Raw genomic sequence first — 16,086 nt, forward strand, 5'->3', positions numbered from 1 at the left:
CTTACAGATCAGGCTGTTGGCCTGATCAGTTCAGAAACGCAATCAGCGCCGCGTTGACCTCGTCGGGGCGTTCCTGCTGGATCCAGTGGCCGGCGCCCTCGATGATCAGCTTCTGCTTGAGGTTCGGCAGCACGCGCTCCATATCCGCGACCCGCTTGGCGCCGATCAGCCCGGTGATCACCGAATCATTCGAGCCGGCGATGAACAGCGACGGCTGATGGATCTGCGCGTCCTGCCAGGGCGCGGTCAGCTCCCAGTTGCGGTCGAGATTGCGGTACCAGTTGAGGCCGCCGCGGAAGCCGGATTGCCGATAGCCTTCGGCGAATTCGGCAATGTCGGCCTCGGTCAGCCAGGCCGGCAACGGCATTCCGGCCGGCAGCTTGCCGAGGAAGCCCTTGGCCTCGTCGACGAACATCGAGCTTGGATCGGAGACGCCACGCCCGAGCACCAGGCGCATGGTGTGGGCGATGTCGCGCTCGAACTCGGCCTCGGCCACGCCGGGCGGCTGAAAATACTGCCAATAGAAATTGGTGATGCCGCTGTTGCGCAGGGTCTCGAGCGGACGACCTCGGCCGCGGAACGGTGGCGGCACGCTGAGGCCGGCGACTTTCGTGAAGATGTCGGGACGGAACAGGGCCGCGTGCCAGGCCACCGGCGCACCCCAGTCATGGCCGACGATCATCGCGCGTGTCTCGCCGAGCGCGGCAACCAGCGCCACCATGTCTCCGACCGTATCGAAAATCGTGTAGGCGCCGACCTCGGCCGGCGCGCCGGTGCGGCCGAAGCCGCGCATGTCAGGCGCGACGACCCGAAAGCCTGCCGCGGCCAGCGCCGCGATCTGGTGCCGCCATGAATAGGACAGTTCCGGCCAGCCATGACAGAGCACGACCAGCGGGCCTTGCCCGGCCTCGCGCACGAACATGTCGATGCCGTTGGCGGAGATGGTGCGGGAGGATGACATTCGCGTTTCCGCCTTGTTTGCCGGTTCTGCTGACGTTAGCTGGTTCCAAGGATACGGACGTTCAACGCAACCGGCAATCCGGCCGGCGGTGCACAAGCGCAGAAACCTCAGTTGTTTGCGATACTTCCAGCTGTTAGAACGCAGTCTTTCAGGACATCGCCGATGGCAGCCCCAACCGCAGTTCCCCGCACGTTGTCAGCTCGCGCCGGGCGTTGCTGGCGCGGCCTGGTCGCGGCCGCGGTCGCGCTGGCGATCGGTTGCGGCGGAATGGTCTATGCCGCCAACAACAGCGTCCAGGGCGCCAAGAAGGAAGAGGGCGGGTTCGACGGCGATGCGCCGACCGCGATCCTGGTGGAGGCCTCAAGCGGCAGCGTGCTGTTCGAGAAGAACGCCGACGAGTTGCGCGCGCCATCCAGCATGATGAAGCTGATGACGGCCGAGGTGGTGTTCGACGCCATCAAGAAGGGCGACATCAAGCTCACGGACGAGTACCGGATCAGCGAGAACGCCTGGCGGCGCGGCGGGGCGCCGTCCGGCACCTCGACGATGTTCGCGGCGATCAACAGCAAGGTCTCGGTCGACGATCTCCTGCATGGCGCGATCATCCCGAGCGGCAACGACGCCTGCATCGCGCTCGCCGAAGGCATTGCCGGCAACGAGCATACCTTTGCGACCGATTTCATGACCAAGCGCGCCCGCGAGCTCGACATGACCAAGTCGACCTTCGGCAATTCCAACGGGCTGCCCGACCCGGCCAACAAGATGACGGTCCGGGAGCTCGCAACGCTGGCGCGCCACATCATCCTGACCTACCCGGACAGGTACAAGCTGTTCGGCGAGAAGGAATTCACCTGGAACAAGATCCGCCAGCAGAACCGCAATCCGCTGCTGAACGCGTTGCCCGGTGCCGACGGCCTGAAGACCGGCTACACCAAGGAAGGCGGCTACGGCATGGTCGGCTCGGCGGTGCAGAACGACACGCGGCTGATCGTCGTGGTCAACGGCCTCGAGGATTCCGAGGACCGCGCGACCGAAGCCAAGAAGATGCTGGAATGGGGGTTCCGCAGCTTCGAGACGCGGACCCTGATCGCGGCCAATCAGCCGGTCGGCTACGCGCGGGTGTTCGGCGGCGAGAGCCGCTCGGTCAAGCTCGTCAGCCCCGATCCGATCAAGGTGATGGTGTCGAAGAACGGCAACGACAAGCTGCTGGCACGCGTCATCTATAGCGGCCCGGTCAAGGCGCCGATCACCGCCGGCCAGAAGATCGGGGTGGTGCGGGTGTGGCGCGGCGCCAATGTCGCGATGGAGACTCCGGTCTTCGCAGCGGACGCCGTCGGCACGGGATCGACGATGCGTCGCGCGCTCGATGGCGCCCAGGAGCTGGTCATCGGCATGTTCCGCGCAGGGGTCGAGAAGCTCTGACATGGCGGAAGCAGCAGTCCAACGGCCGAGCTTGCGCGGTCGCTTCATCACCTTTGAGGGCGGCGAGGGGTCGGGCAAATCGACCCAGATCCGCAAGCTTGCCGAACGGCTCGATGCCGCCAAGCTGCGCGCGATCGTGACCCGCGAGCCCGGCGGCTCGCCGGGGGCGGAGATCATCCGTCACCTGGTGCTGTCGGGGATGGGCAAGCTGCTCGGGCCGGAGGCCGAGACGCTGCTGTTCGCTGCCGCGCGCGACGACCATGTCCGCACCGTGATCCTGCCGGCGCTCAACCAGGGCATCTGGGTGCTGTGCGACCGCTTCTTCGATTCCACGCGTGCCTATCAGGGCCAGCTCGGACAGGTGTCGCCCGAACTCGTCAATGCCTTGCAGCGCGTGACCATCGGCGATCTCAAGCCCGATCTAACCTTCATCCTCGATGTGCCGGTCGAGGTCGGACTGCAACGCGCCGCCGCGCGACGCGGCAACGCCACCGCCGATCGCTTCGAGGCCGAAGGCATCAAGTTCCATCAGGACTTGCGTGACGCGTACCGCCGGATCGCGGCCGAAGATCCGGAGCGCTGCGTCCTGATCGACGCTACGGCCGATCCGGACACGGTCACGGCCAGGATATGGGCCGCGCTGCGCGAACATCTGCGCGCAACGCTTGCGGCGGACAGCATCGCATGAGCGCGCGTAAGGTCGAACAGGAGAGCGCCGCCCGCCATCCGCGCGAAACGCCGGATTTGTTCGGGCAGCGCGAGGCGGAGACCGCGCTGCTCGATGCCTATCGCAGCGGACGAATTCCGCACGCCTGGCTGATCGGCGGCGCGCAAGGCATCGGCAAGGCGACGCTGGCCTACCGCATGGCGCGGTTCGTGCTGGCGTTTCGCAATCCGAAATCGTCCCAGGTTCAGCAGGCGCCGACGCTGCGGGTCGATCCGGCCGACCCCGTAGCGCGGCAGGTCGCGGCAGGCGCTCATGGCGGGCTCCTTGTGCTCGAGCGCGGCCTTAACGATCGCGGCGTGATGCGGACCGTCATCACGGTCGATGAGACACGCGAGACCATCTCGTTCTTCGGCTCGACGGCTGCGGTCGACGGCTGGCGCGTCTGCATCGTCGATACCGTCGACGAGCTCAATCCCAACGCCGCGAACGCGCTGCTGAAGATCCTCGAGGAGCCGCCACAGCAGTCGCTGTTCCTCCTGGTCAGCCACGCACCGTCACGGGTGCTGCCGACCATTCTGTCCCGCTGCCGCAAATTGCTGCTGCGGCCGCTGGAGCCGGACGATGTGGTGCGCGCGGCCGCGGCCGCTACCGATATCGATGCCGACGATCCGGCGCTGGCGGAAGCCGCCGCGGCATCCGAAGGCAGCGTCGGGCGGGCGCTGTCGCTGCTCGGCGGCGATGCGCTGAAACTGCAGCAACGCACGGCCGCGCTGCTCGCGACGCTTCCGAGCGTCGATCCGCGTGAGCTGCATGCGCTGGGCGAAGCGCTCGGCACCAGCGACCGCGTCGCGCTCGCCGCTTTCATCGACGGCATCGATCGCTGGATGAGCGAGCGCATGCGCACGGGCGATGCCAATGCCAATCTGCCGCGCCTTGCACGGCTGGCGGAGGTATGGGAAAAGATCGTCCGCGCCGCGCGCGATACCGAAGCCTACAATCTGGAGCGCAAGCCGCTGGTTTTCTCGGTGTTTTCGATGCTCGCAGACGCGACCCGATAGACACCGCGTCTGACAACACATCCGTCTGACAACACTCCCGACAATCTCGTTTCGATCTGCAAAGGATTCCGTGGTGGCGACCGCTAAGAAGACATCGTCGAAAAAAGCCAAGAAGACGAAGAAGGCATCGCCCGCTCGCGCGACCAGCAAAGCCACGGCGAAGTCGCGGGCGGCCAAAAAGGCCGGGCGCGTCGTCAGGAGAGCAAAGAAGGCCGCCAAGTCCAAGTCCAAGACCGGAGCCAAGGGCGCCAGGAAATCGGCGGCGAAGAAGGTCGTCAAGAAGGCTGCGAAGAAGACGGCCAAGAGCACGGCCAAAAAGGCTACTGCGAAGACCACCAAGGCTCCGCCGAAGCAGGCGGCCGCAGCAGCCGTCGCGCCGGCGGCAAAGAAGCCCGCGGCTTCGAAGCCTCCGGCTGCCGAGAAGGCGCCGAGACCGGCAAAGGTTCGCGCTCTGAAGCAGCCCAAACCCGCAGCGGCGGCTCCTGCGGCCGCTTCCGTCCCGGTGCCCGCCGCGGACCGCGGCAACGTCTTCTACATCACGACCGCGATCGCTTATCCGAACGGGCAGCCGCATATCGGCCACGCCTATGAGGCGATCGCCACCGATGCGCTGGCGCGCTTTCAGCGGCTCGACGGCAAGGATGTGTTCTTCCTGACTGGCACCGACGAGCACGGCCTGAAGATGATCCAGACCGCGCAGAACGAAGGCATGACGCCGTTCGATCTCGCAACCCGCAACGCCGCGCGCTTCAAGGAGATGGACGAGCGTCTCAACGTCTCGTTCGACCGCTTCATTCGCACCTCGGAGCCTGCGCATCACGAGTCGGTGCAGGCGATCTGGCGCGGTATGCAGGACAATGGCGACATCTATATCGACACCTATGCCGGCTGGTACTCGGTGCGCGACGAGGCCTATTACGCCGAGGAGGAGACCGTCGTCGGCGAGGACAATGTCCGCCGCGGCCCGCAGGGCACGCCGGTCGAATGGGTCGAGGAGAAGAGCTATTTCTTCAAGCTGTCGGCCTACCAGGACAAGCTGCTGCACCTCTATGAGAGCCAGCCCGATTTCATCGGCCCGGAGTCGCGCCGCAACGAGGTGATGAGTTTCGTGCGCGGCGGGCTCAAGGACCTCTCGATCTCGCGCACCACGTTCGACTGGGGCGTCAAGGTCCCGGACGATCCCGAGCATGTGATGTATGTCTGGGTCGACGCGCTGACCAACTACATCACCGGCGTCGGCTATCCCGATGAGAACGACAGGCATTGGCGCTACTGGCCGGCCGACGTGCACATCATCGGCAAGGACATCATCCGCTTCCACGCCGTGTACTGGCCGGCCTTCCTGATGTCGGCGGGCATTCCCGTACAGAAGCGGGTCTATGCGCACGGCTTCCTGTTCAACAGGGGCGAGAAGATGTCGAAGTCGGTCGGCAACGTGGTCGACCCCTTCAATCTCGCCGAGCAGTACGGCGTCGACCAGATGCGCTACTTCTTCCTGCGCGAAGTGCCGTTCGGCCAGGACGGCAACTACAACCACGAGGCCATCGTCGCGCGCATCAACGCCGACCTTGCCAATGATTTCGGCAATCTGGCGCAGCGCTCACTGTCGATGATCGCTAAACAACTCGGCGGCGTGCTGCCGGAGCCCGGCGAATTCAGCGACAACGACAAGGCGATTCTGGCGCAGGCCGACGCCATGCTGGAGACGTCGCGGACCGCGATGGCGACGCAGCAGATCCATCAATGGCTCAACACGGTCTGGGCCGTGGTCGCCGAGGCCAACCGTTATTTTGCCGGCGAAGCGCCGTGGGCGCTGGCGAAGACTGATCCCGCGCGCCAGAAGACGGTGCTGTATGTCACCGCCGAAGTCGTGCGCCAGATCGCGATCATGGCGCAGGCCGTGATGCCGGAGTCCTGCGCCAAGATGCTCGACAGCCTCGGTATCACTGCTGACGCCCGCAGCTTTGCCGCGGCCGCCGAGCGGATCAGGCCGGGCACGGTTCTGCCGGCGCCTGTTGGCGTATTCCCGCGCTATGTGGAACCGAAGACCGAGTGAGCGGTTCGAAATTCATGCTGGTCGACAGTCATTGCCATCTGGATTTTCCCGACTTTGCCGACGATCTCGACGGGATCGTCGGGCGCGCCGAGGCGGCCGGCATCGGCCGCATGGTCACGATCTCGACCCGCGTGAGGCGGCTCGGCGGGCTGCTCGCGATCGCGGAGCGCTTTCCCGACGTCTACTGCTCGGTCGGCACCCATCCGCATCATGCTGATGAAGAGGACGGCATCCCGGCCAGCGAACTGATCGAGCTGACGAAGCATCCGAAGGTCGTGGCGCTCGGCGAGGCGGGGCTCGACTATTTCTACGAGCACGGTTCGCGCGAGGCCCAGGAGCGCGGCTTTCGCGCGCACATCGCGGCGGCGCGCGAAACCGGCCTGCCGCTGGTCATCCATACCAGGGAGGCCGACGAGGATTGCGGCCGCATCCTGGAGGACGAGGTCGCGAAGGGCCCGTTCAAGGCGGTTCTGCACTGCTACACCGGCGGGCGCGAGCTCGCGATGAGGGCGATCGCGCTCGGGCTGTCGATCTCGTTCACGGGCATCCTGACCTTCAAGAAGTCGGACGCGCTGCGCGCGCTGGCAGCCGAGCTGCCGGCCGACCGCATCATGGTCGAGACCGACGCGCCGTATCTTGCGCCCGGCAAATTCCGCGGCAAGCGCAACGAGCCGTCCTATGTCGTCGAGGTCGCCAGGGTGCTCGCCGAAACGCGCGGCGTTTCCCTGGAGGAGATCTCGCGGCAGACCACCGAAAACTTCTTCCGGCTGTTCTCCAAGGTGCCGGCGCCGAAGGTTGCTGCATGACGCTGACACTGACCATTCTGGGCTGCGGCTCGTCCGCCGGCGTGCCGCGCCCTGCACTCGGCTGGGGCGCCTGCGATCCCAGCAATCCCAAGAACCGCCGTCGCCGCTGCTCGATCATGGCCGAGCGCACCATGGAGCACGGCACCACGCGGGTCGTAATCGACACTTCGCCCGATCTGCGCGAGCAGCTGATCGACAGCAATGTCGAGCACATCGACGCGGTGTTCCTGACGCATGAGCATGCCGACCAGACCCACGGCATCGACGATTTACGCTCGGTCGTGCTGCACCAGCGCCGCCGCATCCCGGTCTACTTCAACCAGTCGACCGCCAAGGACATGATGGCGCGGTTCTCCTATTGCTTCATCTCGCCGGAAGGCAGCGACTATCCGCCGATCCTGACGCGGCATTCGATCGAGGCCGGCGAGAGCCATACGGTCCAGGGGAAGGGCGGTCCGCTGAAGCTCGAGGCCTTCCTGGTTCATCATGGCAAGATCCCGGCGCTCGGCTACCGCATCGGCGGCGCCGCCTACACGCCCGATCTGCACGACATCCCCCAGGAGAGCTGGCCGACGCTCGAAGGTCTCGATCTCTGGATTGTCGACGGACTTCGCTATGCGCAGCATCCCAGCCATTTCAGCGTTGCGGACGCGCTGTCGTGGATCGAGCGCTTCAAGCCGAAGCGCGCGATCATCACCAACATGCATTCCGACCTCGACTACGAGGTGCTGCGGCAGAGCCTGCCGGCCGACGTCATCCCGGCCCATGACGGCATGCGGCTGACGCTCGACCGGGCAGGCTGAAGGCTCAGGCCGAGATCGCCTTGGCCGATCCGACCTGGTTGCGCAGCAGGAATTTCTGGATCTTGCCGGTCGAGGTCTTCGGGATCACGCCGAACACCACGGATTTCGGCGTCTTGAACCCCGACATGTGCTCGCGGCAATAGGCGATGATGTCGGCCTCGGTCGCCTTGGCGCCGTCCTTCAGCTCGATGAAGGCGCAGGGCACTTCACCCCATTTCGGGTCGGGCTTTGCCACGACCGCCGCAAACAGCACGGCCGGGTGCTTGTAGAGGATGTCCTCGACCTCGACGGAGGAGACGTTCTCGCCGCCGGAGATGATGATGTCCTTGGAGCGGTCCTTGATGATGACGTAACCGTGCTCGTCGAGCACGCCGAGATCGCCGGTGTGAAACCAGCCGCCGGCAAAGGCTTCCTGCGTCGCCTTCGCGTTCTTCAGATAGCCCTTCATCACGATGTTGCCGCGGAACATGACCTCGCCGATGGTCTCGCCGTCGCGCGGCACCTCGCGCATGGTCTCGGGATCGAGCACCGTGACGCCTTCCTGCAGCGGGTAGGACACGCCCTGACGCCGCTTCAGCTGCGCGCGCGCATCAGCGGACAGTTCGTCCCAGCCCGGCTGCTCGGCGCAGACCGAGGCGGGGCCATAGACCTCGGTCAGCCCGTAGACATGGGTCAGCTTGATGCCGATGCGCTCGCCGCCCTCGAGGACGGCAACCGGCGGCGCGGCGCCCGCGATCAGGCCGACAACGGGCTTTGCCTTGCCGGCCTTCGGCGCATCGGGCGCGTTGATCAACGTGTTGTAGACGATCGGCGCGCCGCACATGTGGGTGACCCCGTGCCTCGGGATCAGTTCGAAGATCTTGGCCGGGTCGACCTTGCGCAGGCAGACATTGACGCCGGCCGCCGCCGCGATCGTCCAGGGGAAGCACCAGCCGTTGCAATGAAACATCGGCAGCGTCCAGAGATAGACCGGATGCTGGCCGAGATTGCCGGCGAGGATGTTGCTGACGGCGTTGAGATAGGCGCCGCGGTGATGGGTCACGACGCCCTTGGGATTGCCCGTCGTGCCCGACGTGTAGCTCAGCGCGATCGCATCCCATTCGTCGGCCGGCGGCCGTTCCACGAAGCCGGGATCGCCCGCCGCGACCGCCGCCTCATACTCGATCTCGCCGATCCGCTTGCCGCCGCCGAACGCCGCGTCATCGACGTCGATCACGAACGGCTTTGCGCCCTTCATCAGGGTCAAGGCTTCCGCGATCACGCCGGAGAATTCGGGATCGACCAGAATGATCTTTGCGCCGCCATGCTCAAGCTGGAACGCGATCGACGCCGCGTCGAGGCGAATGTTGAGCGCGTTGAGCACCGCGCCGGTCATCGGCACGGCGAAGTGCAATTCGTTCATCGCCGGGATGTTCGGCAGCATCGCCGCGACCGTGTCGCCATGCCCGATGCCATGGCCCGCGAGATAGGACGCAAAGCGCCTGCAGCGCTCGTAGGTCTCTTTCCAGGTGAAGCTGCGGCCCTCATAGACCGCGCTGAGATGGTCGGGATAGACGGCGGCCGAGCGCGCCAGGAAGCTCAGCGGCGAGAGCGGCACGTAGTTGGCCGGCGTCTTGTCCAACCCGATCGAGTACTGGTTCTGAGCTGCACTCATGGCTCTATCCCATCCGCAAGGTGCTTTACAGGAAGCCGATCGATATCCAGGGGAAGATGGCGACGATGATCAGGCCGATCAACAGCGCCAGCATGTAACCCCAGATCGGCCGGATACCCTCGGCCGGATCGACGCGCCCGATGGCGCAGGCGGCATAATAGCCGACTCCGAACGGCGGCGCGAACAGGCCGATGCCCATCGCCAGGATGATGATCATGGCGTAGTGCACCTCGTGGACGCCGACCTGGTGCGCGATCGGAAACAGCAGCGGCCCGAACAGCACGATCGCCGGGATGCCCTCGAGCACGCTGCCGAGGATCACGAAGGCCAGGATCGAGACCGCGATAAAGGTCGCCGAACCGCCCGGCAGCCCGGTCATCGCCGCCGCCAGCGCCCGCGAGAAGCCGGACTGGGTCAGGCCCCAGGCCATGCCGGTCGCGGTACCGATGATGAACAAGATCGCCCCCGACAGGCACGCCGTGTCGATCAGCATCGGCAGCAGTCGCCGCCAGTTGAACTTGCGGTAGATCAAGAGGCCGATGACGAAGGCGTAAACGATGCCGATGGTCGACACTTCGGTGGCGGTGGCGATGCCTTCGACCACGGCGTAGCGGATCACGAAGGGCAGGGCCAATGCGGGCAGGGCGAACACAAACGCCTTGCCAATCTCGCTGCCGGTGGCGCGCTGGACGTGGCTGCGGTCTTCGCCGCGGTAGCGCCACCACACCAGCCCCGACAGCGTGATCGCCAGCACCACGCCCGGCAGCAGGCCGCCGGTGAACAGCGCCGAGATCGAGACGCCGGTCACCGAGCCGATCGTGATCAGCACGAGGCTCGGCGGAATGGTTTCGGTCTGCGCGCCGGTGGCGGCGAGCAGGGCGACCAGATCGCCCGGCTTGGCGCCGCGCTGCTTCATTTCCGGGAACAGCACGGGCGCGACCGCGGCCATGTCGGCAGCCTTCGATCCGGAGATGCCGGAGACCAGATACATGGCGCCGACCAGCACGTAATGCAGGCCGCCGCGGACATGGCCGAGCAGGCTCGCCAGGAACGCGACCATGGCCCGCGCCATGCCGGTCATCTCGATCAGGAGGCCGAGGAAGACGAACAGCGGCACCGACAGCAGGATCAGGTGGCTCATGCCCTCGTCCATCCGGCCGACCAGCACCATCAGCGGCGTTCGGGTGGTCAGCGCCAGATAGCCGAAGATCGCCATGCCGAAGGCAAAGCCGATCGGCACGCCGGCGAACACGCAGAAGCCGACCACGCCGACGAAGAAGATGACCAGATTGAGGTTGCCGAGCGGCCGCAGCATCGGCTGCGCCAGCCAGAACGCGCCGATCAGCGCAGCCACGGTCAGCGCGGCCAGCAGGAAGGTCTTGAAATCGCCGACCCGGGCCAGCCGCAGCAGCGCGAACAGCGCCATCAGGCAGGTGCCGACCGGCAGCGCGGCCGCGCGCCAGGTGTTGGATATCTGCAGCGCCGGCGTCGTGATGAAGCTTTCCTCATAGGCGTATTCATAGGCCGGCCGCACGATCAGGATCAGGAACGCCAGCGCGGCGCAGGTCGCGACGACGTCGAGATAGGCCCACAGCCGCGGTCCCGCGCTTGCGACCAGCGCCGTCATCCGCATGTGCTCGCCGCGGCGGAACGCCACCGCCGAGCCCAGCATCGCGAGCCACAGGAACAGGATCGATGCCAGTTCGTCGGACCAGATCAGCGGCGCATGGAGCACGTAACGCGACACCACGCCGGCGAACAGGATCACGACCTCGGCGACGACAAGGATCGCCGCCGGGATTTCGACCAGCATCCCGAGCGCCGCGTCGATGGAGCCGAGAACGGAGCGGCGGCGAGGGGGCTGCGACGCCGCCTCGCCGGCCACGGCCGGCGTCATCTCGACATGAGCCATAGCAAATCTCCCGCTGGCAAGCGCCTCCTGCTTTGATCGATCAGGACAGTTTGCCGACGGACTTCTCGAGCAGATCCCAGGCCTTCTCGCCGTACTTGCCCTTCCACTCGGCGTAGAAACCGGCGGCGCGGAGCTTGTCGCGGAACGGCCCGACCTCGGGCTGGTTGAAGACGAGCCCCTTGCCCGTGAGCTCCTGCTTCACGGTGGCGTTCAGCTTCTCGGTATCCTCACGCTCCTTGACGGCCGCCGCGTTGACGTTCTTGGCGACGATGGTCTTGATATCGTCCGGCAGCGCCGCCCAGGCCCGGCGGTTCATCAGGAACCAGAAGCCGTCCCACATGTGGTTGGTCATCGAGCAGTATTTCTGCACCTCGTAGAGCTTCGCTGCCGAGATCAGCGCCAACGGGTTTTCCTGGCCTTCGACGATCTTGGTCTGCAGCGCCGAATAGACCTCGCTGAAATTGATCGAGGCGGGCGATGCATCGAACGCCTTGAACATCGAGGTCCATAGTGGCGACACCGGCACGCGAATCTTGAAGCCCTTGAGATCGTCGGGACCGGTGATCGGCTTGGTTGACGACGTGGTCTGGCGGAAGCCGTTGTCCCAGATCTTCTCCATGACCTCGAGGCCGGCCTTGTTGATCTCGCCGCGCACATAGGCGCCGAGATCGCCGTCCATGGCCTTCCAGACCGTGGGATAGTCCGGGAATGCGAAGCCGATGCCATTGATCGAGGCGGCCGGCACCAGGGTCGCCAGGATCAGGCCGGACAGCGTGAAGAACTCGACGCCGCCGGAGCGCACCTGGCTCAGCATGTCGGTATCGGAACCGAGCTGGCTGTTCGGGAACACCTGCAGGTCAAACCGGCCGTTGGTCTCGGTCTTGATCGCCGCGGCCATCTCCCGGGCACGCGCCACGAACGGATGCGACTCCGGCAGATTGTTGGCGAACTTGTAAGAGAACTCGGCCGACTGGGCGCGCGCGACATAGGGCGCGCCAATCCCGCCGAGGACGGCGGAAGCGGCGGAAACCTTCAGCAGCGTGCGTCGTGAAAAGCTCATTGGTTGCTCCCTCAAGAGGCTTGTTGTTGTTCTGAGATGCCATCCTATACGGACCTGATGCCGCGGGGTCACCAGCGATCTCTGCACAGCTGGGGCTTATTGCAGCGTCCGTACGCGGCGGCAATATCGGCTTTCAGATGAGATGGGCGCGCGTGGATCGCTGCGGCATCAGCACCAGCCCGACGAACGGCTTGGACACACCATCACACACGCCAACTTGCGGACCGGTGCGAAGATTTCCCACTAAATATCTGATCTAATTGTAGATATATATATTCCATAATATACCTTATGCGAATTACGGATATATGGGCGTGGCCACGATTGCCCGCAGCTATCCCATTGCTCCGCTCGCCTTCGCCGCAAGGCCAAGAATCAGGAACCTTGGCACCGTCTGGTAGATGACGGCCCAGTCCTGCCTTCCAGCGGCTGAGCGATGCGCCGTATCCGCCAGGCACGCCTGCCTCGACTTGTGCGGTCCGGTCATCCCGATCGTCTCGCATGGTCAATCGCTGGCAGGACCAGAACGGCTGCCCCGCAGCTACCCATCCGCCAGCGTCAGCTCAGCCCCAGGAAGCAGGTATTGCCACCCCTGCTCCGATCGCCCTGATACCAGTACCTCGCTTCGGCGCGTTGTCGCTTCAGTCGTCGAGGGCCCACATCCGGAGGATGTCGGCCGTGGACGCCACCTCGATCTGGATGCTGAAGCGTTCGGCATAGAGCTGCAGCAGCGCGTCATGGCTTTGATCGGAAGAGCTGCATAGCGCGTCCTCGGCCACGATCACCCGATAGCCGATATCGATCGCGGCCAGCACGGTGGCGAGCACGCACACGTCGGTCTCGCCGCCCGACACGATCACCGTATCGATCCCGTGCGCATCCAGATGAGCCTGCAGGCGCCCATTGCCGAACGCGTTATAGATCGGCCGGTCGACGACGGCAGCCGGCGGCACACAGGCGGCGAGCGCCGGCACGAGCTCGATCAACTCCGGATCGAGCCGCTCGCGGGTCACGCATTCCCATTTCTCGTAATAAGCCCGCCAAATCCCTCGCGCGTCGTGCTTCGAGCGCGGCGGAATAAAGCGGGTGAATACGGTGCATTCAGGCGCATGCTGCGCCAGCTTGATGATGCGCGGCAGCACGCGGTCCATCCAGGGCGTCGCCCAGGGCGCCCCGGGTTCGAACAGCCGCTGCATGTCGATGCACAGGTGCGCCGCGCGCGGACCCGGCGGAGTGAGAAGCTGTCCCATCGCTCACTCCTGCGCGCGCCGGCCGGATGCCGTCACACGCAGGATCAGCCGCTCAGGCCGCGAAAGGCCCCGCCGAAGCGGGGCCCCTGACGTGGTCGCGTTCACCATTTCTGGCGGCCGTACCAGTCGTTCACTTCCTTGGCGGCTTGATCCTTGGCATAGCCGTAGCGCTGCTGCAGACGGCCCTCGAGCTGGTCCTGCTTGCCGTCGATCACATCGAGATCGTCGTCGGTGAGCTTGCCCCACTGCTCCTTGACCTTGCCCTTGACCTGCTTCCAATTGCCTTCAACACGATTCCAATCCATTGCGGTTCTCCCTTGAACGATGAGACCGACCAACGGGCCGGTCGAGGCTTCGTTCCGAAGCCGCGTTGCGGCAAGACTTCGCAATCAAGACTTCGCAATCCGACCAAGCTCGATCGTGACGCGCTTGAATGCGCGACAGCCGCGAATGCGCTTTGCCGCATCGATCAAGGATAGGAACTTGCTTTCCGCACTCGTGTTGGCACTCCGGACTATCCATCCAACACACGGAGCGACCAATGCCGGACAAGGATCTCAGCGCCCTCTTCCTCGATACCCTCAAGGACATTTATTACGCGGAAAAGCAGATCCTGAAGGCGTTGCCGCGGATGGCCAAGGCCGCCGAGTCCGACGATCTGCGTGCGGCCTTCGAGAAGCATCATGACGAGACCGAAGGACAGATCGAGCGGCTCGAGCAGATCTTCGACCTGATGGGCAAGCCGGCGCGCGGCAAGAAGTGCGACGCCATCGAGGGGATCATCGACGAGGGCAAGGAGATCATGGAGGAGTATGCCGACACGCCGGCGCTCGACGCGGGCCTGCTCTCGGCAGCCCAGGCCGTCGAGCATTACGAGATCGCTCGCTACGGCACCCTGAAAGCCTGGGCCAACCGGCTCAGCATGAAGGATGCGGTCAAGCTCATCGACCAGACCCTGGCCGAGGAAAAGAAGACGGATGAAGCGCTCACGAAGCTCGCCTTCAGCAGCATCAACGCCGAAGCGGCCTGACGAGACGGGCGATGAAGCGACGTCCGCTTAGTACACACGCTCGCATTTGCTGGTAGATTATACGCCGATTCAGCATCCGAGAGCCCAATGGCCCGACGCACCGGCAGCGCCGATCTTCCGCTCCATGGTGGCCGCGTGCCGCCATGGCTGGCGACGCGCATGGCGATGCTGGGCGGCATCATCACCCAGGCCATCGTCCACCATTACGGCCGCGACGCCTTTTTGCAGCGACTGTCGCATCCGTTCTGGTTCCAGTCGTTCGGTGCCGTGATGGGTATGGACTGGCACTCGTCCGGCATCACCACCAGCGTCATCGGCGCGCTGAAGCGAGGTCTGGCGCCGCTGCAAGGCGAGCTCGGAATCCATGTCTGCGGCGGGCGCGGCAAGCATTCGCGCCGCACGCCCGATGAACTGTCCGCCCTCGGCGACCGCGTCGGATTCGACGGTGCCGCCCTGACCCGCGCGAGCCGGCTGGTGGCCAAGGTCGACAGCGCCGCGGTGCAGGACGGCTTCGAGCTCTACCTGCACGGTTTCTTTGTCACCGACGACGGCAAATGGACTGTCGTCCAGCAAGGCATGAACGGCGACAAGCGACAGGCCCGCCGCTATCACTGGCACTCCGAGGGCCTGCGCAGCTTCGTCGACGAGCCGCACAGCGCGATCGACGGCCCGGCGCAGGGCGAGATCGTCAATCTCACCGATCACCGCGCCGAACGCTCGCGCCAGGCGCAGCTCGATCTGCTCGCTGCGCTTGGGCCGGACGGCATCACGCGCGAATATGCCGAGCTGACGCAGAGCGTGACCGCGCAACCGGATCTCCTGCACCTGATCATGCCCGCGCATCACGACGTGCGCTCGAGCGACGTGTTCGTCCGCCGCCTGCACGGCACCTTGGCCGCGGCTGTCGATCGCGGGCCGCTGGATTTTCCCGAACTGCTGCTGACGCCCGGCGTCGGCGCCCGCACGGTGCAGTCGCTCGCGATGGTCGCCGAGGTCGTTCACGGGACGCCCTACCGCTTCCGCGATCCGGCGCGCTTCTCGCTCGCCCATGGCGGCAAGGACCGTCATCCCTTCCCGGTGCCGATCAAGGTCTATGACGAGACCATCCGCGTGCTGAAGTCGGCCGTGCAGCAGGCAAAGCTCGGCCGCGGCGAGGAGATGCAGGCCTTGAAGCGGCTCGATGATCAGGCCCGCAGGTTGGAACGAACCGCCACCGGCCCCTCCTTCGAGGCGTTTGTCGCGAACGAGCGCGCCCATTCGCCCGCACTCGACGGCCGCTCGGTGTTCGGCTGGGAAGCCGACCTTGCCGAGCGCAACGGGATCACCAAGCCCTAGTAGCACCGCGGCCGGCCGGCCGCCGACGCTTCGTTCCCGGAGGACACCTGCGACCTGGCCGCGGCGACAATG

Annotated in this window: 14 protein-coding genes; 8 read left to right on the forward strand and 6 right to left on the reverse strand. The window is 65.4% G+C overall.

Going from position 1 to position 16,086, the window contains the following annotated elements:
- Nucleotides 1-25: 25 nt before the first annotated feature.
- On the reverse strand, nt 26-961 hold the full coding sequence (locus tag QA639_RS22900; RefSeq protein ID WP_028332000.1) for an alpha/beta fold hydrolase: 936 nt from the start codon (nt 959-961) through the stop codon (nt 26-28).
- 162 nt (nt 962-1,123) lie between these two features.
- Here QA639_RS22900 and QA639_RS22905 point away from each other — a divergent pair, with 162 nt between their 5' ends.
- From QA639_RS22905 to QA639_RS22930, 6 genes are all read left to right on the forward strand, one after another.
- On the forward strand, nt 1,124-2,383 hold the full coding sequence (locus QA639_RS22905; RefSeq protein ID WP_038377152.1) for a D-alanyl-D-alanine carboxypeptidase family protein: 1,260 nt from the start codon (nt 1,124-1,126) through the stop codon (nt 2,381-2,383).
- A 1-nt stretch (nt 2,384) separates the two neighbouring features.
- Complete coding sequence (gene tmk, locus QA639_RS22910; protein WP_028331998.1) at nt 2,385-3,071, forward strand: dTMP kinase; 687 nt, start codon at nt 2,385-2,387, stop codon at nt 3,069-3,071.
- Entirely contained in the window at nt 3,068-4,108 is a 1,041-nt protein-coding gene (locus QA639_RS22915; RefSeq protein ID WP_283087466.1) for a DNA polymerase III subunit delta', read from the forward strand. Before tmk ends, QA639_RS22915 begins: the two co-directional genes overlap by 4 nt.
- 73 nt (nt 4,109-4,181) lie before the next feature.
- A complete protein-coding gene (gene metG / locus QA639_RS22920; protein WP_283087467.1) occupies nt 4,182-6,164 on the forward strand; it encodes a methionine--tRNA ligase in 1,983 nt (660 codons plus the stop codon).
- Between the two features lie 14 nt (nt 6,165-6,178).
- Nucleotides 6,179-6,970 carry a TatD family hydrolase gene (locus QA639_RS22925; RefSeq protein WP_157348614.1) on the forward strand — a complete coding sequence of 264 codons (792 nt, stop codon included), beginning with the start codon at nt 6,179-6,181 and terminating at the stop codon, nt 6,968-6,970.
- Nucleotides 6,967-7,773, forward strand: a complete 807-nt coding sequence (locus QA639_RS22930; RefSeq protein ID WP_050385362.1) for an MBL fold metallo-hydrolase — start codon at nt 6,967-6,969, stop codon at nt 7,771-7,773. The genes QA639_RS22925 and QA639_RS22930 overlap by 4 nt, the downstream gene beginning before the upstream one ends.
- A 4-nt stretch (nt 7,774-7,777) precedes the next feature.
- Here the strand turns inward: QA639_RS22930 and QA639_RS22935 are convergent, their stop codons facing one another.
- The 5 genes from QA639_RS22935 to QA639_RS22955 all read right to left on the reverse strand — a co-directional run bounded on the left by QA639_RS22935 (nt 7,778) and on the right by QA639_RS22955 (nt 13,954).
- Entirely contained in the window at nt 7,778-9,427 is a 1,650-nt protein-coding gene (locus QA639_RS22935; protein ID WP_283087468.1) for an acyl-CoA synthetase, read from the reverse strand.
- Nucleotides 9,428-9,452: 25 nt separating this feature from the next.
- Entirely contained in the window at nt 9,453-11,339 is a 1,887-nt protein-coding gene (locus QA639_RS22940) for a TRAP transporter large permease (RefSeq protein ID WP_157348606.1), read from the reverse strand.
- Between the two features lie 40 nt (nt 11,340-11,379).
- A complete protein-coding gene (locus QA639_RS22945; RefSeq protein ID WP_028331991.1) occupies nt 11,380-12,399 on the reverse strand; it encodes a TRAP transporter substrate-binding protein in 1,020 nt (339 codons plus the stop codon).
- Nucleotides 12,400-13,040: 641 nt separating this feature from the next.
- On the reverse strand, nt 13,041-13,649 hold the full coding sequence (locus tag QA639_RS22950) for a cysteine hydrolase family protein (RefSeq protein ID WP_283087469.1): 609 nt from the start codon (nt 13,647-13,649) through the stop codon (nt 13,041-13,043).
- A gap of 101 nt (nt 13,650-13,750) precedes the next feature.
- Nucleotides 13,751-13,954, reverse strand: a complete 204-nt coding sequence (locus QA639_RS22955; RefSeq protein ID WP_028331989.1) for a CsbD family protein — start codon at nt 13,952-13,954, stop codon at nt 13,751-13,753.
- A 236-nt stretch (nt 13,955-14,190) separates the two neighbouring features.
- Here QA639_RS22955 and QA639_RS22960 point away from each other — a divergent pair, with 236 nt between their 5' ends.
- Nucleotides 14,191-14,679: a YciE/YciF ferroxidase family protein gene (locus QA639_RS22960; protein WP_283087470.1), complete on the forward strand. Its 489-nt coding sequence runs from the start codon at nt 14,191-14,193 to the stop codon at nt 14,677-14,679.
- Nucleotides 14,680-14,766: 87 nt separating this feature from the next.
- Nucleotides 14,767-16,014 carry a DUF763 domain-containing protein gene (locus QA639_RS22965; protein ID WP_283087471.1) on the forward strand — a complete coding sequence of 416 codons (1,248 nt, stop codon included), beginning with the start codon at nt 14,767-14,769 and terminating at the stop codon, nt 16,012-16,014.
- The last annotated feature ends 72 nt before the right edge of the window (nt 16,015-16,086 follow it).

Origin of the sequence: Bradyrhizobium pachyrhizi (assembly GCF_029714545.1) — a bacterium.
Classification (GTDB): domain Bacteria; phylum Pseudomonadota; class Alphaproteobacteria; order Rhizobiales; family Xanthobacteraceae; genus Bradyrhizobium; species Bradyrhizobium pachyrhizi.